Genomic DNA, 20,902 nt, shown 5'->3' on the forward strand with positions numbered 1-20,902 from the left:
CAGGGATGCTTTTAGTTTCATCATTAAAGATGTTGCAATCGAAGTTTTATAATTTTGTAGCCATTGAACTAACTATAAGCACATCTGACTTCCGACCATAATGCTCCGCATAGAAAATAGTAAATGAATTATTAATTGCAACCCAATAATCATCACTATTTTTAATGCCTACAAAGTTATATGATTTCGAAAATCCTTCAAATAAGCAATTATTTTGATATTTATCAATCAATATTATATATAAATATCTACACACAATTGAGCACGATTTCGAATATGGAATCAATAGAAATACGGATATCTATATTTAAAATAAATCCTCGTTGGAATTGACGCCGAGGTTTTGGGGGGGCAGGAACACAGTAAAAAGCCCACACAGTAATATAGGATTTCTACAGAGCCCTTTTTTGTTGATATTAATACGTGCGCAAAAAGTATATATAGAACAAACCATTTTTATTAATATAAAATGACTAACTAGTCAATACCAGAGATAATCCATGAAAAAACAGGTTGAAGACAAAAAAGCAGCCCTTTTAGAAGCTGCCCTGAAGCTCTTTACTGAAAGAGGCTTCCATGGCACATCCACAGCCCAGATATCAAAAGAGGCAGGTGTAGCTACTGGTACTTTATTCAATTATTTTCCTACAAAAGAGGATCTCATAAACGGCTTATATTTCGAGGTAAAAGGAGAATTAAGCCGTAAAATGGGAAAAGATGTCCAGACACAGAAAACTTACGAAGAAAAGTTAAAGAAAATGTGGTGCAATCTGGTCGAATGGGGAATAGAAAACCAGGACAAATTCCTTTTTGTCGGACAGTTCTGTTCTTCTCCTTACATAACAAGCCATACCCGTGAAGTAGTTATGGAAGAGTATGTTTTCTTCCATGACCTTGTGACGGAAGGATTAGCAAATGGTGAGCTCGGAGACTATCCACCAGAGATGATAACTTCAATCTTCTATCAGTCAAGCAGGACAATAGTTGACTATATTCTTTATTCAGAACCACAGGATCGGAATAAAGCTATAGAAGATGGATTTCAGATTGTCTGGAAAGGAGTTGCCAAATAATAATATTTTTTTCACCAACAGAGTGATTGATCGGTCACTCATTAAACTTTTAGATCATATTCACTTTCACTATAAACGCTTGTAAATTTGCACGTGCATAAAAAGGAGAGGAAATGAAAATGAGGAAGCAAACTACTATGTTGCTGGTTTCCATCCTGATGTTTTCCTTAATTGCAGGATGCATTACGGATGACAGCACATTAGAAACTAATCCAGAAACACTGGAAGTCGATAGAAACAATCCCAATGAAGATTCTCAGGCAACAACTTCTATGGACAACATAACATGGTGACTGAAGTTCCTAAAGTCTATATGATCACTGATATCAGTCCTGAAGGCTTCATAGAAGTTTATGAAGCAATGGAACGTGATCCTACCGGAAATGTAGCAGTAAAAGTCCATAGCGGAGAGCCGGGGGGAGAAGGCAATTCAGTATCTATCTGGTATGTACGATCTTGTTTGCCATCATAACAGGGCTTTTTATAGATATTTCCCTGTAATATGTTATAGTGAAGTTATGCAAGCAAGGTGTTAGAGAAATTGGTGTTCTTGTGATTCAAAAACTAAAAAAGTTAAAACTCAGAAAGATTGCTTTACATTCATTCTTATTTTTGCTTCTATTTTGTGCCGGCATAATAGTATTCATGAATGTAGACCCGGCTTTCGGAGGGAATCCAACACCAGAACAAAAAGAAGCATATCAACAATTAGGCAACTATGTTGACGGACATTTTGTAAATGAATTGCCTACCAGTGTTTTTGTTGACTTATCGGATACTCCGTCAGCAAATGATTCTTCTGCTTCCGAGATTACAAATCGTGATCCTTCAAGTCCAATCCCGGTTTCTACGATAGACTGGGGTCAGGTAAACAGTAAAAACGATAGTTTGACATGGTTGGGACATTCGGCTTATCTGCTTAGTATTGATGATAATAAGCTGTTGCTTGATCCTATGCTAAGTCCTGTTGCTTCGCCGGTTTCGTTTGTAGGAATTGAAAGATATGAATATAGTGAAGATATCATGTTGAATATCATCGATGAAATGCCGCCTATTGATGCAGTTCTCATTACACATGACCATTATGATCACATGGACTACCAGTCCATTATAAAACTAAACAACAAAGTATCACATTTCTTTGTCCCTCTCGGGTGCAGTGCTCATCTGATTAGATGGGGAATTCCGGAAGAGAAGATCACGGAACTCAACTGGTGGGAAGAAACGGAGTATCAGGGTTTGACTGTTGCTCTCATGCCTTCCAGGCATAACTCAGGAAGAGATCCGTTCAGCATTGACACCACACTTTGGGGTGGATGGGTCATACTGGGAAGCAAAAACCGGGTATATACAAGTGGTGATGGTGGTTACGGACCACATTTTAAGGAGATAGGAAACCAATACGGTCCTTTTAATCTCACTTTGATAGAGGGTGCCCAATATGACCGGCGTTGGGCGGACATTCATATGGTGCCGGAACAATCAGTCCAGGCAAATCTGGATGTGGATGGCGAGACCATGATGCTGATGCATTGGGGAGCATTTACACTGGCCAATCATGCCTGGAATGAACCAATTGAGAGAGCACTTAAAGAAGCAAATGAAAGAGAAGTCAACATAATTGCTCCAATGATCGGTGAGACGGTACTGTTAGATTCTGACTTGCAAACATCTCCTACTTCATGGTGGGATCTTTGATTCGGGAATACAACTTATCTGCTTGTTAATAAGCGGTAACAAATGTATTGTAGAATTCGAGAAAAGATGAAGGATTTTGATTTCAATTCATGTTCAATTTTTTCAGAGTGCTTATCTTTATATACCAGTACATATAATATGCAAATGACTGATTAGTCACTCGCAACAATGTCGCTGGTATAAAGCAATATTGAAATCGGTAACTGCTTACTCAGTCACATAAGTTGTTGAGTATATAACGCTTTCAAATTAAAAGTGTGAATTTAAAGTGATGTGTTTAATTGTAAAATAAATAAGAGGAGTTAAAATATGACAGAAAATATTCAATCAAAGGGGTATGCTGGAAAAGACGATTCAGGAAAGTTATCTCCATGGTCTTTTGAACGAAGACCTGTAGGTGATAATGACGTTTTAATTGACATTAAATACTGTGGAGTTTGTCATTCCGATATTCATCAGATCAAAGGTCACTGGGGACCGCAACAATATCCACAGGTACCTGGTCATGAAATTGTAGGTATTGTTGCTGCTGTTGGAAAGAACGTAACAAAATTCAAAGTCGGTGACCGTGCAGGAGTCGGGTGTATGGTTAACAGTTGTATGGAATGTGAAAGCTGCAACAACGGTGAAGAACATCATTGCGATAGAGGTGAAACTATAATGACATATGGTTACCTGGAAGAATCATCACCTACAGGAATAAGTCAGGGTGGATATTCCCAGAACATCGTTGTCACCGAGCACTTTGCAATAAAGATACCTGATTCCATTAAACTTGAGGAAGCTGCTCCATTACTGTGTGCTGGCATTACTACTTATTCACCTTTAATGAAAGCTAGTATCAAAAAAGGAGATAAAGTTGGAGTTGTAGGAATTGGCGGACTGGGACACGTAGCTATTAAATTGGCCGTATCAAAAGGTGCTGAGGTTTATGCTTTTACAACCAGTGAAAGCAAAAAGGAAGATTGCCTTGCATTCGGGGCAAAAGAAGTTATTGTTGTTAATTCACCAGAAGACATGCAGTCATTAAGAGGAAAACTGGATTACATGATATCCACAGTTCCATAAGCATACGATATGTCATCATACATTGATTGTGTAAAACCATATGGATACTTCACCCAGGTAGGACAGCCAATTGGAGGAGAGCTCACAATTAATAACTTCAATATGATCTTCAACAGAGTAAACTTCAATGGATCACTTATTGGTGGAATCCCGGAAACTCAGGAAGTAGTTGATTATTGTGCGGAAAACAAGATCTATCCGCAAATTCAGATGATCGAACCTGAAATGATCAATGAGGTATGGGAGAAGGTCATAAATAAGGAAGCCCGTTATCGATATGTAATTGACATGTCAGCTTTAAAGTAAGACCTGACCAGGTCCTTACTTTTTTATCACAAAGAGCGAGGACAATTCCAGTGAGAAAAAAGAAGGCATGGGATACTAAATGTCTAATCTAAAAGGCGAAAAATTTCTGATAGCCTATTTTTCACGCTCTGGCAATAACAATGTCAGTGGCAAAATAGTGAATCTGCCAGTGGGTAACACTAAGTTATTAGCCAGCATGATCCGGGAAATAACAGATGGGGAACTTTTCAGCATTGATACAGTACAGTCCTACCCAAAGGATTACTCTGCAACATTCAACATAGCAAAAAAGGAATTGGATGGAAATGTAAGACCAGAACTTTCCAATCATGTGGAAAACATGGAATCTTATAATGTGATATTTCTGGGTTATCCCAACTGGCTGGGAACGATGCCAATGCCGGTGTTCACGTTCCTGGAAGAATATGACTTTTCCGGAAAGACCATTGTTCCATTTTGTACGCATGGTGGAGGCAGAATGGGGCGCAGTGAGGATGATATTGCTAAACTTTGCCCGGAAGCGACGCTTTTGAAAAGTTTCTCTATCCCGGGCTCACGTGTAAGCGCTGCAAAAAAGGATGTTGAAAACTGGTTGGAATCAATCAGCAGGATGATTTGAACATTATCTGCAAAAATAAGAATGAAATGAGGTTTATTAATGCCTATAAGTGAAACAGCAAAAAAGAATCAGGAAGAGTTATTCCTCGATCATAAATCGACTTTGAATGTAACAGACCCGGAACTTATGGAAGTTATCGGCAATTTTGCATTTGATGAAGTAATAAGCTATGGAAATTTAGATACAAAGACCAGAATGATGGTAATTCTGAGCTCTCTGATAGCAAGCCAGACCTTAAGTGAATATAAAGTAATGCTTAACGGTGCACTTAACGTTGGCGTAACTCCAATAGAGGTCAAGGAGATCGTATATCAATCCGTACCCTATGTAGGATTTGCGAAGGCAGTTGACTTTATTCATGCCACCAATGAAATACTGGAAAGTAGAGGAATTGAACTGCCATTGGAAGGTCAGTCTACAACTTCCCCCGAAACACGATTTGAAAAGGGACTGGAAGTGCAGAAAGGAATATTCGGTGAAATAATCGATAAAATGTATGAAGTAGCACCGGAAAACCAGATACATATCCAGAAATATCTATCTGCAAACTGTTTTGGTGACTATTATACCAGAAAAGGTCTGGATGTGAAAACAAGAGAGCTACTTACATTTTCTATTATCCTGTCACTTGGCGGTTGCGAGCCTCAGTTACAGGGGCATATTATGGGTAATCTGAATGTAGGAAACGATAAAGAAACGCTTCTCAGTGTAGTTACTCAGCTATTACCATATATCGGATATCCAAGAACATTGAATGCGATTACATCTTTGAACGAATTGATACCTGAATAAATATGATGGTCTATTTGGAGAAAGTTCAATGAGCGAAAAAGTGTTGCATAAAGATATTTTTGAACGCGATAGGTCCGGAGAAGCAGTTTCAATAGAGGACCCGGAATTTCCGAAATTAAAGGAAGTGATGCTTCGCACTGCAGAACTAACCACCAGACTGAACACTTCATATCATGACGAGGATGAAGCTAGAAGTCTGATAAGTGAACTGATTGGTTCTGAAGTGGATGAATCCACCAGAGTAACTCCTCCATTCTATACTGATTTCGGACGGAACATCAAGCTTGGTAAAAATGTGTTTATTAATCACGCATGCACCTTTATGGATAGAGGAGGTATAACTATCGAGGATGACACCAAGATAGGACCAAAAGCCAATCTCATCACATCCAATCATCCGTTAGATCCAGCCCATAGAAAGGAATTAGTGTCGACTCCGATATGGATTAAAAAGAATGTGTGGATCGGTGCTGCTGCAACTATTTTACCCGGTATCACTGTTGGGGAGAATTCTGTAGTGGCAGCCGCAGCTGTTGTTACTCAGGATGTTCCACCTAATACAGTTGTGGCTGGCGTACCGGCAAAGGTGATTAGAACATTGTAATGCTTAGGTTTATATACCTGTATAGAATATCAGTCGTTGACTGATTAGTCACTCTATCTTGTACTATTTAGTTAGACGTGTGCAAAAAATCATGACTGATTACTCAATCACGCACAAATGTAGGGAGATAAAAAATGTCTAAAAATACTAAAACCAGATTACTTATGCTGTGTTTATCTTTGATTTTCATTTTTGCAACAGGATGCATAACTGATTCTGATAGTGAACTGGAAAATGACACAATTTTAGTAATAGATACAGAAGAAAATTCAGAGGAAGATAGTATGGTAGAAGAAAACAACGAACAGGGAAGATATGATCCGGGAGATCTTACATTCGAACTAAGTGACAACGTAATTTTAGAAGAAGTCAGATTCAAAAACAAATTCGGAGTCGAGGTTTCAGGTCATTTGTACGTATCTAAAGATATAAACAAGTCCCAGAAATATCCTGCAATTATTGTTGGAACACCTTACGGTGGAGTAAAGGAACAGGGAGCAGGACTATATGCTCAGGAACTGGCACAAAGAGGTTTTGTTGCCATGGCATTCGACGAATCCTACAATGGTAATAGTGGTGGAGAACCAAGGCACATCTCATCTCCTGACCTATTTGTTGAAGACTTTAGTGCAGCAGTTGATTTCATCGGCACAAGAGACTTTGTAGACAGGGAAAAGATCGGAGTTATTGGAATTTGTGGCAGTGGGGGATTTGCACTTACTGCAGCCCAGGTTGACCCACGTATAAAGGCAGTTGCTACTGCAAGTATGTATGATATTAGTAGCATGTTCAGAGATGGATTTGCATATTCATTGACTGATGAGCAGCGTGCTGCATCTTTAGCCCAGATGGCTGAGCAAAGGTGGGTAGACTTTGAAAACGGTAGCCCGTTGGTGCCTGAAGGATTCCCTCGTGAACCAGCAACAGAAATTCCAGAAGGAATGGATCCTGTTGCAAGTGAATTCTTTGAATACTATGCAATGGAAAGAGGATTCCACCCTAATGCAGGAGCATCATTTACTGCTACAAGTGGTATGTCATTTATGAACTTCCCTCTGATGAACTACATTGAGACAATTTCACCAAGACCAATTCTTTTCATCATGGGAGAAAATGCTCATTCCAGATATTATACTGAAGAAGCATATGAAAAAGCAGCTGAACCAAAAGAGCTGGTAATTGTTCCTGGAGCAAGACACATCGACCTGTACGATGGCGGAGACAATAACTATATTCCATTCGATAAGCTGGAATCATTCTTCAAAGAAAACCTGAACTAAAAGCACATGGAAAAATAGAAAATCATTTTTCTATTTTCCAATTTTTCTTATTTTAATAGTTTGGATATTGTACTAGCAAGTGAGGATTTAGGTATGACAACTCGTGAGATTAAAAACGGAACAAAGATCAACATGCATTTTGGTAGCACGATCATTCCCGGAATACTAAATGATAGTAAACCTGCCAGGGAACTCATCAGCAGACTACCCTATACAGTCCATGCCAGCAGATATGAGTTTGATGTTTGTGGCGTAATGGATAAACCATTGTCGTATAGTGATGGGGATCTGGTTCCTGGGTGGAAAAATGGTGATATTGATTTTACTACTCAAGGAGATTATTTTACCATTCTGTTTGATAATGAAGAAAATTGCTATGGTGAATTTGTAAATCTTGGTGTTATTGATTGTGACCCTTGGACTATGGATTCATTGAATGGCAGTTTTGATATTTTGATAGAACTAGCCTGATAAGATAGATTTTAGGCTACAGGTGTCCAGGAGAAAAGTCCTGTTTGATATAATTACTTAAACATATTACTGCATAAAACAAAGTGAGGAAAAAGAAATGAAATACATGAACAAAGAAGAGTTTGAAAAAGCAAATATGTTTGGTACTGGTGTGCCAAATGAGATGTTTGCACAATATTTTATAGGAGATTCTTTCCTGAATCCATTGACAAAACCAGGGGAAGCTCCTGTGTTTTTAGCAAATGTGACATTTGAACTAGGATGTCGTAATAACTGGCATATACATCATGCCGAGAGTGGTGGTGGACAAATGCTTATTTGCACTGCCGGAGAAGGTTGGTATCAGGAAGAAGGAAAAGAGGCAGTTAGTCTGCATGAAGGCTCTTTCATATATATTCCGCCAGAAGTAAAGCACTGGCATGGTGCAAAGGCTGACAGTTGGTTCTCTCATATTGCTCTTGAAATACCTGGAGAAAATACTCAGAACGAATGGTTAGAACCTGTCAGTGATGAGGAGTTCAGTAAACTATAGAGAAGAAATTCAATATAGTAACTAGTAATATCAAAAACGACACAAAAATTAAAATACATCAGATAGTTAGTGACTGTGCTCCATTCACAATGGAGCCACTATATACTATCGTTGGTGTTTTTGTTGAACTGGCATGGTAAAATAAGAATACTACAAGTGAAAAACGAAATGTCATCATAATTTTTGATTGACTTATTGAGGAACTCTAATGAAAGAAATCCATTTAACTGAATGTAAATACTTGACTTCTTCTATTTTGTTGATGGCTGAGCATCTTGAAAATGTAGCAAATAAACTTGACAAGGATGCTGTCAGGCAGATGCTTGAAGATATAACAAATGCCAGGCGTATTTTTGTTATGGGTGCAGGACGTTCCGGTCTTATAGGAAGGGCGTTTGCCATGAGACTTATGCATCTTGGTCTTACATCACATGTTGTAGGAGAAGCCACAACTCCTGCTGTCAGCAAAGAAGATGTTGTTATAGCAATATCAGGTTCAGGCCAGACTCGTTCCATTGCTAATCTGGGAAGAGTTACCAAAGAGATCGGTGCGAGACTTGTTACCATCACATTTAATAAAGAATCAACTCTTGGTGAAATGTCTGACACAGTAATTGTTCTTCCGGGAAGAACAAAGAATGATGTAGGTGGCTATGATGAACGTCATATGCGTGGTGAATTTACTTATCTGACTCCACTTGGCACTTCTTTTGAAACTTCTTCTAACGTGTTCCTTGATGCTGTCGTTGCTGAGCTTATTTTCATAACCGGTGCTTCAGAAGAAGACCTCAAATCAAGACACACAAATATTGAATAAAGTTCAATGTAATAAAATATCTGATTAGAAGTTCATACAGAGGGTTTTGGGTATTGAGAAGGTTTTACTTTTCGATTTACCCACATTCTCAATGTATCAGATAAATTAAATCATCTTTTTTCTGATTTTTAATTGTGAAGGTAAAGGTACTGCTTTTTACTTCTTCACTTTCAAGCCAGACAATTCTCGATACGGGAGAGATTATTTAATATTGAGTCTTAATGCAGCCTGTAATTCTGAACCAATGATAATGCCGACGAAAAATACTTCATCCATGTTAATCTGTATTTTATATTCAACTTTTTTACGGGTAGTATTTCTACAGAACCAAATGAAAAACGATATAAATGATAACTTTAGTAAATTACTAATCCCGCATAAAAAAGATAAGATTGATTGAATTTAGTCTAATAAGGTTGAAACAAATCAAATTAGATTGATTAACTAGTTATCCCTAGGGAATGTAATATATGCCTAAAAAAAATAAAAAAAAAAGTCCTGTTCGTCTATATAAAGAAGCTTTTAATTTTAACCCAACAGTTTTTTTATTCATCCTTGGTACTGGCTATCCTGTTTGTGATATGGGGGGCAGTATTTCCTAAATCCATGTTATTTATCTCTAATCTGGCACTGGACTTCATAACTGATAAGTTCGGTTGGTTATATCTGTTTTCAGTATTTGGTTTTTTGATTTTTGTAGTAGCTATTTCTTTGAGCAAATACGGAAACATTAAACTGGGAAAAGATGACGATATTCCGGAATATAGTACATTTTCCTGGATTGCCATGCTGTTTACTTCAGGTATGGCTATTGGCCTTGTGTTCTGGAGTGTGGCAGAACCCATTACACATTTTGCTTCTCCTCCATTCGGACTGGCCCACACTCCTGAAAGTGCTACATTAGCTCTACGTTATGCTTTCTTTCACTGGGGATTACATCCATGGGGTATATACAGTCTTGTCGGGCTTTCTCTTGGGTACTTTCAGTATCGTAAAGGACTACCGATTCTGATCAGTTCTGTATTCTACCCCATATTGGGGGAACGTATACATGGTCCAATAGGTCAGATTATTGATATATTGGCAGTATTTGCAACTGTTTTTGGGTTAAGCACTTCCTTAGGACTTGGAACTCTGCAGATTAACAGTGGTCTTAATTTCCTCTATGGTGTGCCGGAATCAAATATTATACACCTGTTAATCATTGGTATAATGACTGTAGTCTTTACAGGAGCAGCAGTTCTAGGTATCGAAAAAGGGATCCAGTTCATCGCGAATAGAATTTTTTATCTGGCTTTGATACTAATGGTCTTTATTCTTTTGTTCGGCCCTACTACATTCATATTAAAGATGCTGACAAATACAACTGGTTCTTACTTGCACAACATTCTATCTATGAGCTTATGGATTAATCCTTTCACAGAAAATGATTGGATGGGTAGCTGGACCTTATTCTATTGGGCATGGTGGATCTCATGGGGACCTTTCGTAGGCCAGTTCATTGCCAGAATATCCAGAGGCAGGACAATTCGTGAATTTGTCATAGGAGTTCTTATAGTCCCTACAATTTTCAGTTTTTTGTGGCTGGGAATCTTTGGATCAGCCGCTCTTGAAATAGAGGTATTTGGTAACGGCGGTATTGTTGATGCAGTTACACAAAACGTTGCATCTGCGTTATTTGTTACATTGGCTAACTATCCGCTCAGTATGATTACTTCAATTATTGCCATTTTGTTGGTTGCTGGTTTTTTCGTAACTTCTGCAGATGCAGGTACATATGTTATAGCGATGTTAACTTCCAATGGTAGCTTAAAACCAAACGACAGTATAAAAGCTATCTGGGGAGCAATCCTGGGTTCGGTTGCATCTGTTCTTCTACTGGCAGGTGGTCTGGTAGCATTGCAGACTGCTGCAATTGTAGCAGCCCTTCCGTTCATGTTTGTGATGATGGCAATGGTTTATTCTTTTATCAAAGCCATTAGTTCAGAGGATACATAGATATTCTTTCTGAATTCTCTTTAATTAGCCCTTGTACATTACAGCAGATATTGAATGAGGGCTGTTTCTTTTTTTAAATAGAAAAGTTTGCAGACATCAAGGGCAATAAATGCGTTATGAATATCTTTTTAAATATGGGAATTTAGGAATAGTGCATTATACATAGTAATAAACTCTTTCTCAAGAGGGAGAAAATCTCTCAAAGAATTTCTATGAACATTTTGGAGAAAACTACATAAGGTGTGTTGTCATGGTCAAAATGTATTATTATGAATTTCCAATTAACAAAGAAAATACAAGATATAGAACAACAATAAGATTAGATATATAATCAGAGTACTTATATTTATTGAGTATCAACTTAATGTTTTATATTATGTCTATCCTAAAAACATCATACAATCAAAGATAAATGGGCGTCACCCATATGAGATCCAATCTAAAAAATAATAAGCATAAGTGGATTAACAAACTTAGTCATGTGTTTGCAATATCCTGGAAACCCACAGCTAACTGGCCAGTGGAATCAGTTTCAGGGAATATTGAGCAATATGGTTATTCAATGGAGGATTTTTTATCGGGGAAGATGACGTACCGTGACATAATATTCCATGAAGATATCGATAAGATAAATTCAGCCTTATTGGATATTATAAAAGATGAGGATGAAGAATCCTTTAATCTTGAATACAGAATAACGAGCAGTTCCGGAGAATTGCATTGGGTTGCAGAGAGATCATTTCTGACACGTGATAAAAAAGGCAATATAGTTGATATTCAGGGCTTAATCTTTGATATCACGGAATATAAAAAAATTGATTTCAGAATGACAGAGGGAGAATATAGTACTCTCGTAGAAAAGGGAAATGAGGGTATAGTCATCGTTCAGGATGAGGAACTGAAGTTTGTAAATAACAAGTTCTGTGAACTTCTGGATTATGAAAAAAATGAACTGATTGGCGGGCAAATTCTGGACCATGTGCCTGTTGAGTATAAGCGGGTTATCTCAAAAAGATACATGAAGACTCTGACTGACAAAATGAATGTTCAACGTAATAGTGAAGTGGAATTTCTAACTAAAAACGAAAACACATTTTCTGCAGAGGTTAGTTTTTCATACATCCATTATGAGTTAAAACCTGCAGTTGTTATGACTATCCGGGATATTTCAGAAAGAAAACATGCTGAAATTGAGTTGAGGGATTCGGAAAAGAAATACTCTACTCTTGTGGAAAAAGGAAATTATATGATAGTCATCGTTCAGGATGGTAATCTCGCATTTTCAAATCAAAAATTCAATAGTGTTACAGGCTATGAAAAAGAAGAATCAATTGGTAAACCTTTCTCCAAATTTTTCTCAAGAGGGTATCGTATGTTAATTGGTGAAAGGTTCAAGGGCGATATGGCGAAAAATTGGACCGCTCCCCGTAAATATACAGTAGAATTATTTACAAAAAAAAGTACAAAAGTAGATTGTGAATTAAATCTATCTATCATAGAACATGAAGGCAAACCTGCATACATGGTAATTATCAGGGATTTGCGTGAACAAAAAGAAAAGGAAAGGCAACTTAATGAAATTTTGGGGATGCAGGCGCTTCTAATTGATGTTGTCAATGATAGCCCCTCTATTATATTCATATGGAGACCTGAAGAAAACTGGCCTGTGGAATTTGTCTCTGATAATATATCCCAACTCGGTTATTCAGCAGAAGATTTTGTATCAGGAAGGATGTCCTATGGGGATTTGGTGCATCCTTCTGATATTGAAAATTTAAAAGGAGAAGTGCGGCGAAGTATACAGGAATCAAAGAATGTCTCATACGAGTACAGAATATTTACAAAATCCGGTGAAGTCAGATGGGTTGATGAAAAGGCTAATTACAAGTATGATGAAAAAGGAAATATAGAATATATACAGGGCATTATTGTAGATATAACCGACCGCAAAAAAGTAAATGATTTTATCCGCATTGAAGCCGAAATTGGTGATTTCTTTGTTCCTGCAGGGGATATGAAGAGCTTTTTTGAACAATTCCTGGACTTTACATTACAAATAAATACAATTGATTGCGGCGCATTATATATTATAGATGAGCAGAGTGAGGATCTAATATTAGTTGCTCACAAAGGTCTATCAAATAATTTTGTGAAAAGTACGAGGCACTATGGATCAAACTCAATAATTGGTAAGTTGCTAACAACAGGCTATCCGATATATAAGTTATATTCCGAAATAAATGCATTAAATAAAGATAAGGATTTGAGTTATGAAGGCTTAAAAGCTACAGCAATAGTTCCTATTAAGAACGATAATAGGATTGTAGCTGTACTATTGCTTGCATCCCACGATGTATTTGAGATGCCTTCTGATGTACGTAGTTCTGTAGAAACTGTTTCAATGCAGGCAGAAGAATTTTTTGCCAGTTTTCAGGGTAGGCCTAAAATAGAGAAAACTACAGATAATTCACAATATCTTATCGAGTCACTGAATGATTTGTTTTATGTTGTTGATCTGGAAGGGTGCATAGTTTATACTAATCAATATTTCAGCTATGTAATGGGTTATGCGAAAGATGAACTTAATGGCATGAGCATTCTTGGGCTCTATCAACAAAACAGAGCACTAGAAGCAGCTTCTATCTTCTCAGATATTATAAACGGGAAAAGAACAATCTCAGACATGCCTATGGAATCATCAAATGGGAAGATGGTAATGCTTGAGACAAAATTCTCAAAAACAAAGTGGAATGGTAAAGATGTTGTGGTTTGTCTTGGTCGTGAGTCCGGTTCAAAAGTAAGCAATCAAAATCTCAATACTGCATTTTCCGTTCGATAAATATCCTTTATAAAAATAATCCAGATTTACTATGTCTAAATAAAAGGTATCTGATACTAATATATGTATAAATACAAAGGGATACTTCAAAGACATTGTATATTATCATCTAATACATTTAAAGAATTCAGCACCTGTGTGGATGCATGTTGTTTCAAAGTATCATATATTAGCAGAATGGATATAAAATCTCCAACGAACATATATATAACAGTTATTGCCTAATTATCCGGGTATTTTATGAAAATAAAAAAACAGAAATCTCCTGAAGAACTAGCATCAGAACGCTATCCGTCTGATCCATATGAACGAAAGATTGCTGAAGCAGTTTTTAATGGTGATGAGGATGCGGTAATTAGGGCCCTTAAAGAAGCTATAGATTTTGGATTCAATCCTCTGTCCTTAATTAATCAAGGGCTTTTATGTGGAATGGACATAGTTTCAACGCTCTATGAGGAGGGTATTCTCTACTTACCGGATATTATAATGGCTTCAAATGCAATGAAGGATGGAATTGAATTCTGCAAAAAACTTGCTTCAAAAGCACCCGATTTTAAAGGGAAAGTTGTATCTTATGTCGTAGAGGGGGATATACATGACATTGGCAAAACGATTGTGTGTGCACTTCTTGTTGCAAAAGGATTTGAAGTGATTGATCTTGGTAAAGATGTTCCTGTAAATGAAGTGATTGATTCTGTAAAAAAAGAGCAACCTATTATGTTGTCAGGAACGGCATTGCTCACAATGGGAAAGCATTCTTTAAAAGAAGTAAATGAACGTTTACTGGAAGAAGGAATAAGGATACCATTCTTGTGCGGAGGAAGAGGGGTTAATAAGGATTTTGTTTCCAATCTGGAGTTGGGTCTTTATTGTGAGGATGGGGCAAGTGTACCAAAGATAGCAGAAGAAATCTTAAAAGGTACAACTATTGAAGAATTAAGAGATAAATATGTATTTTCCAGCAAATAATCGTTTTAATAAAATACTTAATGCAATTCAATCTATTTTTAATATATATTAATTAACATTTATTCATAATATCTTATTTTAAAGTCTTTTCAAATAAAAAAGCTGCTCTTCATTTGTATTCATTATACAATATGAGATTTTTAGCAATGTATAGTTGATACTATTTTTGTTTACTTTACAATCACTCTTGTTCATTTGTAAATTTAATTTTAAAAGTCAGGCATGTATATAAACCTATCCCACACATTCCCTGTTTTATTTTTGTAAAAAATCATATATGCTTAATAAATAAGGAACAAGCGATTATATTGTTAATCGTTTCACTCAAAATCTATCTACTACAATTCATATATGTTTTTATACTTAACTTTACGATGTAATTTCTTTATGGTATATAAATATTATTGCTATGGTGAGTGTATCATATTTGCATAATAACGATTTGTTGAATAGAAAACGCAATCTATATGCGCTATTTTTTTCTGAAAAATAAATGCAGTTCAAAATTAGGCTACCGTGTTGTTTATATAACAGTTTACTTGAAAAAATACATTTATATATTGGTGTGCCAGCCTGTTAATTAGTTCGAACTGCAAAAGGTGTAATTTCAAAATATTAATATTGTGTAATTCGAGGTGAAAAGATGACTGATGATAAATTAGTGATTGAGGAAGGGTCTGTCTGCAATCCTCATAAAGAAACATGTGGAATTAGTAAAGTTGTATTCTACGTGTCCTTTGCAATAGCAGGCTTATTTGTATTGTGGGGTGCAATTAGCCCCGGTTCACTTAACACTGTCTTTAATGCTATACTGGGATTTACTATTGACAGTTTTGGCTGGCTATACTTGCTTGCGGTTTTGTTCTTCCTGCTATTCGCAGCAGGAATTGCTCTGAGCAAATACGGCGATATCAAATTGGGTAAGGACGATGATGAACCTGAATATAGTGATTTTGCATGGCTGGCCATGCTCTTTACATCAGGTATGGGAATTGGTCTTACTTTCTGGAGTATTGCCGAACCAATAACTCACTACATAAATCCTCCATTTGGAGAAGGCGGCACTACTGAAGCTGCCGAACTTGGAATGCGCTATGTCTTCTTCCATTGGGGTCTACATGCATGGGGTATTTTTACACTTGTAGGTCTTGCACTAGCTTACTTCCAATTCCGCAGAGGAATGCCAGGACTGATAAGTTCAGTATTCTACCCGATACTTGGAGATCGTATACATGGTCCTATTGGAAATGCCATAGATGTCCTTGCAGTACTAGCAACAGTTTTCGGTCTTGGTACTTCCCTTGGACTGGGTGCTCTGCAGATAAACAGTGGTCTTAGCTTCCTGTTTAATATCCCTAACACTGGGTTTATACAGGTACTCATCATCGCATTTGTAGCACTTCTTTTTACCGGTGCAGCAGTAACAGGTATTGAAAAAGGTATTGAGTTCATTGCAAAATGGACAGTTTATTTTGCACTTGGACTTATGGCCTTCATGTTCATATTCGGTCCAACTACAACCATTTTCGACATACTGGTAAGTACTACCGGATCATATCTCAACAATTTCTTTGCTATGAGTCTGTGGACTGATGCAATTGAACAAAAAGGATGGGGAGGTAGCTGGACTATATTCTACTGGGCCTGGTGGATCGCATGGGGACCTTTCGTAGGGCAGTTTGTTGCAAGAATCTCAAAAGGAAGAACTGTTCGCCAATTTGTTGCAGGAGCACTTATTGCACCAACAGTATTCAGTTTTGTCTGGCTTGCAGCATTTGGTGCTACCGCACTTAATCTAGAAATATTCCATGGGGCAGGAATTGCCGATGCAGTAAACGCAGATCTTGCATCAGCAGTTTTCGTAACATTGTCCAATTATCCAATAGCAATGGTAACATCCATCGTAGCCATCATCCTTGTCATTGGATTCTTTGTCACATCTGCAGATGCAGGAACATTTGTTCTGGGTATGCTTACCTCTAACGGTAGTATGGAACCTTCAGGCAAGGTAAAAGGTGTATGGGGAGCTACAATCGCAGGTGTAGCAGCAATTCTGCTTATCACAGGAGGATTGACAGCTTTGCAGACAGCATCTATTGCAGCAGCATTTCCATTCATGTTTGTGATATTGGCAATGTGTTACTCTTTGCTAAAAGCACTGAAAGAAGACCATGGATAAAAATTAATGATGGATGTATAAAAAATAAGAGATGATAATATGATACCAAAATTCGATGCTTTCACAAATGAACAAGTAGAATCTATTCATGAACACAGTATGAAAATACTTGAGGAAATCGGTATCGATTTCCTCTACGAACCCGCACTTGAAATCTTTAAGGCAAATGGCCAGAGAGTTGAAGGAAACAGGGTTTATCTTGACAGGAAATTTGTAGAGGAGCAAATAAAGAAAGCTCCATCAGAGTTTACACTACATGCCAGAAACCCTGAGAACAACCTTGTTTGCGGCGGAGAGAACATAATATTCATGCCTGGATATGGTGTTTCATTCATTTATGAAGCAGATGGCTCACGCCGTGATTCATTCATGGAAGATTATGATAACTTTGTAAAGCTTGCAGGAGCCAGTGAGAACCTTCACATGACAGGAGGTATTATTGCTGACCCTAGTGATGTTCCTGAAGAGATGAAGCACTTAAAGATGTTGTACAGTTCCATTAAGAATTCTGATAAATGTTTCATGGGCAGTGCTTCAAACAGAGAAAGGGCAGAAGATGTTATTGAGATGGCATCTATTCTTTTTGGTGGAAGAGATGTAATCAAGGAAAAACCTGCTATCATCTGTTTGATCAACTCTATAAGTCCACTTAAATTTGATGACTATATGGCAGGTTCACTTATGGCTTACGCTGAAGCCGGCCAGCCTGTTGTTGTTGCTGCTCTTGTAATGGCAGGGTCCACTGGTCCAGCCACAATTGCAGGTTCTCTTTCAGTTCAGAATGCTGAAGTTCTGGCAGGTATTACTCTTGCACAATGTGTGAATCCGGGAACACCTGTAGTCTATGCTTCATCATCGGCAATAACCGATATGAATTCCGGTGCATTATCAATTGGAAATCCTGAATGCGCATTATTTACTGCAGCATGTGCTCAGATGGGAAGGTACTATGGAATACCTACCCGTAGTGGTGGTGGCCTTACAGACTCAAAATTGGTAGACGCACAAGCCGGTTATGAGTCAATGATGACACTAATGACTGCAGGAGTTACAGGTATCAATTATGTACTTCACACTGCAGGCATCCTTGAAGGATACATGGCCATGTCATACGAAAAGTTCGTTGTTGATGACGAAATCGCAGGAATGGTGCTTCGCTACCTTAAAGGACTGGACTTTTCAGAAGATGCTTTTGGGTTCGATGTCATCAAAAAGATTGGACCAGGAAAACATTTCCTTGCACATAAGCATACAAGAAAGTATTATCCAATTGAGCTTCGTGATTCTGAATTGAGTGACAGACGTCCATATAACGATTGGGAAAAGGAAGGTCTTGACACTCTTCAGCGTGCAAAGAAACAGTGGCAAGGCGTGCTGGAAAACTATGAGGCACCTGAACTTGATGCTGACGTTGATAAAGCTCTCCTGGAATTCATGGAGAAAAGGTTTGCGGAATTGAAAAAATAAGAATATTATATATAATGGAGTTATAAATATGGTTACACAGGATGAAATTAATTCAAAAGCAAAAGATGCAGTCATGGACTTTGATGACGAACTAGTAGAAGAGATATGTGAAGAAGCAATAGATGCTGGTCTTGATGCGGTATCCCTTATTCAGGATGGCCTCACCGCAGGTATGATCGAGATCGGTAATCAATTCAATGAAGGCAAGCTTCACCTTCCGCATGTTATTGCAGCAGCTGAAGCAATGAGTGCTGGTGTTGCTATTCTTACTCCTGTTCTTGAAGAGCAGGGGGGAACGACTGAGAGCAAGGGCAAGGTAGCTATTGGTACCATTGAGGGCGACATCCACACAATCGGTAAAGATATCGTCGCAACAATGCTAAAGGTAGATGGTTTCGAGGTTATTGATCTTGGCCAGGATGTCGCTATAACAACTTTTGTCGAAGCAGTGAAAAAACACAAACCGCTTATAGTCGGTTCTTCTGCGCTGATGACAACTACAATGACTTCTCAGGCCCAGGTTGAAGAGCAACTCAAGGAAGCTGGCCTCCGTGATTCTGTCCTTACAATGATTGGCGGTGCACCTGTCACACAGGAATGGGCCAACAAGATTGGGGCAGACATCTATGCAGAGAACGCAACAGACGCAGTTGCAAAATGTAGGGCAGCTGCAGGTGAATGTTAGTCAATAAAAGAAGGTAGGCTGATTTAGGCCTATTCTTTATTTTCTTTCAACTTCCCTAACTCGATCTCCCTCATATTTTTAGGTTTATTTCCTCCACTTTCTCCACAAAAATAAAAATGCGAGGGAGATTTCTTTTTACCCTTTTTAACTTTGAAAGTTAATAGATGACTACTTTCATAATATGTAGTTCTTTAAATGTAAGTGGAAACTTATGCAGATGACAATTCTAGGGTAGAGATGGCTTGAAATCAACAAAACATTTGAAGTTAAAGAATGATATAAATGTTACATCCAAAATTTATATGCGTTTTCTGCAAACATCATAAAGGTGATTTGACTTGTTATGCATTTCCAAATGGAATTCCAGCAGATATTCTGCTAAACATATTTGATCACACAAAACCTTACAAGGGAGATAATGGAATTCAATTTGAGAAAAAAGATAGTTGATGCAGTGTAGTTGTTATCAAGTAATATTCTACAAATTTATATTTCATCCTGATTTGGCAAATTATTCTATAGATCTACAAAATATACATAAACAGCGACAATATCCTTCTTTTCAATTATCACGTTTCATATTCCATTTTCCTTTTGTGTAAGAAGTACTGCAAATAGGATCATAAGTATGCCTGCAAACTGCCATATGGATAGTATTTCATTAAAAACAGATATTCCAATAGTTGTTGCAACAACGGGTTCTACTGCTGCTATGATAGATGCTTTGCCAGCCTCTACGTAGTGAAGGCCCTTTGTATAGAGGATATATCCAAGTACGGTCGGAATCAGGCCAAGTCCAAATATGTAAAACAATGTGTCTATGTTATGGGAAGCAGTGATTACAGCTCCCATTCCACTAATAGGGAACAGGCCAATAGTTGCGACAGCAAAAGTATAGGCTGTAACGGTCATAGGGTCATATTTTTCAAGGGCGGCTTTTCCTAATATAGTATAAAGGGCATAACCAAAACCAGATCCAAGACCTATGAGAAGCATGTTAGTCGAGAGTAAGACTCCACCTGATGGGAAATAACCGGATATGAGTACGCATCCGACAACAGCTACCAGCAATGCAAGAATCTTTAACGAAGAGAGTCTTTCTTTAAAGATCATGCGAGACATGAGAAATACAAAGATGGGAGCAGTGTAAAGAAGGATTGCTGCTATTGCAACAGAAGCTTCTTTTATGGTCGTAAAATAACACCAGTTAAAAAAGACAATGCTAAAAATGCCAGTCCCGATAAAATAATATGTGTCAGAAAAGTGGATGTTAAAAAGTTCCCTATTTGTAAGAGCTATATATACGAACATAATCAAAGCTGCGCTTAGAACCCTGAGAAACACAATTTCCAGAGCCGAAAATCCTGTTTCATAAAGGGCATTGACAAATATTGATATCGAGGCCCAAAAAGCAGCACCTGTTCCAATTAAAGCATATGAACCTTTTTTCATGTGGTCTTCTCGTTTTCATAGATTTACCAAACATAGAAATATCTTTCTTTTTG

At 37.7% G+C, this 20,902-nt stretch carries 20 protein-coding genes; 19 read left to right on the plus strand and 1 reads right to left on the minus strand.

All coding sequences use genetic code 11. The features are described 5' to 3' along the window. Nucleotides 1-500: 500 nt before the first annotated feature. From FKV42_RS08465 to FKV42_RS08550, 19 genes are all read left to right on the plus strand, one after another. The gene (locus FKV42_RS08465; RefSeq protein WP_154809790.1) at nt 501-1,073 is read left to right on the plus strand and encodes a TetR/AcrR family transcriptional regulator; all 573 of its coding nucleotides are present in this window, start codon (nt 501-503) and stop codon (nt 1,071-1,073) included. A 113-nt stretch (nt 1,074-1,186) separates the two neighbouring features. Further along, a complete protein-coding gene (locus FKV42_RS08470; RefSeq protein WP_154809791.1) occupies nt 1,187-1,366 on the plus strand; it encodes a hypothetical protein in 180 nt (59 codons plus the stop codon). Beyond that, nucleotides 1,360-1,545, plus strand: a complete 186-nt coding sequence (locus tag FKV42_RS08475; protein ID WP_154809792.1) for a hypothetical protein — start codon at nt 1,360-1,362, stop codon at nt 1,543-1,545. Before FKV42_RS08470 ends, FKV42_RS08475 begins: the two co-directional genes overlap by 7 nt. A gap of 140 nt (nt 1,546-1,685) precedes the next feature. Then, complete coding sequence (locus FKV42_RS08480) at nt 1,686-2,771, plus strand: MBL fold metallo-hydrolase (RefSeq protein WP_230375565.1); 1,086 nt, start codon at nt 1,686-1,688, stop codon at nt 2,769-2,771. A 309-nt stretch (nt 2,772-3,080) separates the two neighbouring features. Beyond that, nucleotides 3,081-3,839 carry an NAD(P)-dependent alcohol dehydrogenase gene (locus FKV42_RS08485; protein WP_230375568.1) on the plus strand — a complete coding sequence of 253 codons (759 nt, stop codon included), beginning with the start codon at nt 3,081-3,083 and terminating at the stop codon, nt 3,837-3,839. Nucleotides 3,840-3,848: 9 nt separating this feature from the next. Then, complete coding sequence (locus FKV42_RS14135; protein WP_230375569.1) at nt 3,849-4,145, plus strand: MDR/zinc-dependent alcohol dehydrogenase-like family protein; 297 nt, start codon at nt 3,849-3,851, stop codon at nt 4,143-4,145. Nucleotides 4,146-4,224: 79 nt separating this feature from the next. After that, nucleotides 4,225-4,764, plus strand: coding sequence for a flavodoxin (locus FKV42_RS08490; RefSeq protein WP_154809793.1), 540 nt, complete (start codon nt 4,225-4,227; stop codon nt 4,762-4,764). Between the two features lie 39 nt (nt 4,765-4,803). Next, nucleotides 4,804-5,556: a carboxymuconolactone decarboxylase family protein gene (locus tag FKV42_RS08495; RefSeq protein WP_154809794.1), complete on the plus strand. Its 753-nt coding sequence runs from the start codon at nt 4,804-4,806 to the stop codon at nt 5,554-5,556. 28 nt (nt 5,557-5,584) lie between these two features. Then, complete coding sequence (locus FKV42_RS08500) at nt 5,585-6,160, plus strand: sugar O-acetyltransferase (protein ID WP_154809795.1); 576 nt, start codon at nt 5,585-5,587, stop codon at nt 6,158-6,160. 134 nt (nt 6,161-6,294) lie between these two features. Next, nucleotides 6,295-7,440: an alpha/beta hydrolase gene (locus FKV42_RS08505; protein WP_230375571.1), complete on the plus strand. Its 1,146-nt coding sequence runs from the start codon at nt 6,295-6,297 to the stop codon at nt 7,438-7,440. Between the two features lie 93 nt (nt 7,441-7,533). After that, on the plus strand, nt 7,534-7,911 hold the full coding sequence (locus FKV42_RS08510; protein ID WP_196214097.1) for a cyclophilin-like fold protein: 378 nt from the start codon (nt 7,534-7,536) through the stop codon (nt 7,909-7,911). A gap of 97 nt (nt 7,912-8,008) precedes the next feature. After that, the gene (locus FKV42_RS08515; RefSeq protein WP_154809796.1) at nt 8,009-8,443 is read left to right on the plus strand and encodes a cupin domain-containing protein; all 435 of its coding nucleotides are present in this window, start codon (nt 8,009-8,011) and stop codon (nt 8,441-8,443) included. 262 nt (nt 8,444-8,705) lie between these two features. After that, nucleotides 8,706-9,260: a 6-phospho-3-hexuloisomerase gene (gene hxlB / locus FKV42_RS08520; protein WP_230375574.1), complete on the plus strand. Its 555-nt coding sequence runs from the start codon at nt 8,706-8,708 to the stop codon at nt 9,258-9,260. Nucleotides 9,261-9,785: 525 nt separating this feature from the next. Beyond that, nucleotides 9,786-11,258: a glycine betaine uptake BCCT transporter gene (locus FKV42_RS08525; RefSeq protein ID WP_463510146.1), complete on the plus strand. Its 1,473-nt coding sequence runs from the start codon at nt 9,786-9,788 to the stop codon at nt 11,256-11,258. 427 nt (nt 11,259-11,685) lie between these two features. Beyond that, nucleotides 11,686-14,097: a PAS domain S-box protein gene (locus FKV42_RS08530; protein ID WP_196214098.1), complete on the plus strand. Its 2,412-nt coding sequence runs from the start codon at nt 11,686-11,688 to the stop codon at nt 14,095-14,097. A 240-nt stretch (nt 14,098-14,337) separates the two neighbouring features. After that, nucleotides 14,338-15,066: a cobalamin B12-binding domain-containing protein gene (locus FKV42_RS08535; protein ID WP_154809800.1), complete on the plus strand. Its 729-nt coding sequence runs from the start codon at nt 14,338-14,340 to the stop codon at nt 15,064-15,066. A 643-nt stretch (nt 15,067-15,709) separates the two neighbouring features. Next, complete coding sequence (locus FKV42_RS08540; RefSeq protein WP_154809801.1) at nt 15,710-17,245, plus strand: glycine betaine uptake BCCT transporter; 1,536 nt, start codon at nt 15,710-15,712, stop codon at nt 17,243-17,245. A 39-nt stretch (nt 17,246-17,284) separates the two neighbouring features. Then, nucleotides 17,285-18,712 (plus strand): trimethylamine methyltransferase family protein, encoded by a 1,428-nt coding sequence (locus FKV42_RS08545; RefSeq protein WP_154809802.1) that lies wholly within the window; start codon nt 17,285-17,287, stop codon nt 18,710-18,712. A 28-nt stretch (nt 18,713-18,740) separates the two neighbouring features. Beyond that, nucleotides 18,741-19,397, plus strand: coding sequence for a corrinoid protein (locus tag FKV42_RS08550; protein ID WP_154809803.1), 657 nt, complete (start codon nt 18,741-18,743; stop codon nt 19,395-19,397). A 576-nt stretch (nt 19,398-19,973) separates the two neighbouring features. Here the strand turns inward: FKV42_RS08550 and FKV42_RS08555 are convergent. Next, entirely contained in the window at nt 19,974-20,849 is an 876-nt protein-coding gene (locus tag FKV42_RS08555; protein WP_154809804.1) for a DMT family transporter, read from the minus strand. Nucleotides 20,850-20,902: the final 53 nt, after the last annotated feature.

The organism is Methanolobus vulcani, from assembly GCF_006546655.1.
Taxonomy (GTDB): domain Archaea; phylum Halobacteriota; class Methanosarcinia; order Methanosarcinales; family Methanosarcinaceae; genus Methanolobus; species Methanolobus vulcani_A.

What these genes read in the sequence shown, in the direction of transcription:
- FKV42_RS08465 (WP_154809790.1), top strand. Translation starts at nt 501, where the DNA reads ATGAAAAAACAGGTTGAAGACAAAAAAGCAGCCCTTTTAGAAGCTGCC.
- FKV42_RS08470 (WP_154809791.1), top strand. Translation starts at nt 1,187, where the DNA reads ATGAAAATGAGGAAGCAAACTACTATGTTGCTGGTTTCCATCCTGATG.
- FKV42_RS08475 (WP_154809792.1), top strand. Translation starts at nt 1,360, where the DNA reads ATGGTGACTGAAGTTCCTAAAGTCTATATGATCACTGATATCAGTCCT.
- FKV42_RS08485 (WP_230375568.1), top strand. Translation starts at nt 3,081, where the DNA reads ATGACAGAAAATATTCAATCAAAGGGGTATGCTGGAAAAGACGATTCA.
- FKV42_RS14135 (WP_230375569.1), top strand. Translation starts at nt 3,849, where the DNA reads ATGTCATCATACATTGATTGTGTAAAACCATATGGATACTTCACCCAG.
- FKV42_RS08490 (WP_154809793.1), top strand. Translation starts at nt 4,225, where the DNA reads ATGTCTAATCTAAAAGGCGAAAAATTTCTGATAGCCTATTTTTCACGC.
- FKV42_RS08495 (WP_154809794.1), top strand. Translation starts at nt 4,804, where the DNA reads ATGCCTATAAGTGAAACAGCAAAAAAGAATCAGGAAGAGTTATTCCTC.
- FKV42_RS08500 (WP_154809795.1), top strand. Translation starts at nt 5,585, where the DNA reads ATGAGCGAAAAAGTGTTGCATAAAGATATTTTTGAACGCGATAGGTCC.
- FKV42_RS08505 (WP_230375571.1), top strand. Translation starts at nt 6,295, where the DNA reads ATGTCTAAAAATACTAAAACCAGATTACTTATGCTGTGTTTATCTTTG.
- FKV42_RS08510 (WP_196214097.1), top strand. Translation starts at nt 7,534, where the DNA reads ATGACAACTCGTGAGATTAAAAACGGAACAAAGATCAACATGCATTTT.
- FKV42_RS08515 (WP_154809796.1), top strand. Translation starts at nt 8,009, where the DNA reads ATGAAATACATGAACAAAGAAGAGTTTGAAAAAGCAAATATGTTTGGT.
- hxlB (WP_230375574.1), top strand. Translation starts at nt 8,706, where the DNA reads ATGGCTGAGCATCTTGAAAATGTAGCAAATAAACTTGACAAGGATGCT.
- FKV42_RS08530 (WP_196214098.1), top strand. Translation starts at nt 11,686, where the DNA reads ATGAGATCCAATCTAAAAAATAATAAGCATAAGTGGATTAACAAACTT.
- FKV42_RS08535 (WP_154809800.1), top strand. Translation starts at nt 14,338, where the DNA reads ATGAAAATAAAAAAACAGAAATCTCCTGAAGAACTAGCATCAGAACGC.
- FKV42_RS08540 (WP_154809801.1), top strand. Translation starts at nt 15,710, where the DNA reads ATGACTGATGATAAATTAGTGATTGAGGAAGGGTCTGTCTGCAATCCT.
- FKV42_RS08545 (WP_154809802.1), top strand. Translation starts at nt 17,285, where the DNA reads ATGATACCAAAATTCGATGCTTTCACAAATGAACAAGTAGAATCTATT.
- FKV42_RS08550 (WP_154809803.1), top strand. Translation starts at nt 18,741, where the DNA reads ATGGTTACACAGGATGAAATTAATTCAAAAGCAAAAGATGCAGTCATG.
- FKV42_RS08555 (WP_154809804.1), bottom strand. Translation starts at nt 20,849, where the DNA reads ATGAAAAAAGGTTCATATGCTTTAATTGGAACAGGTGCTGCTTTTTGG.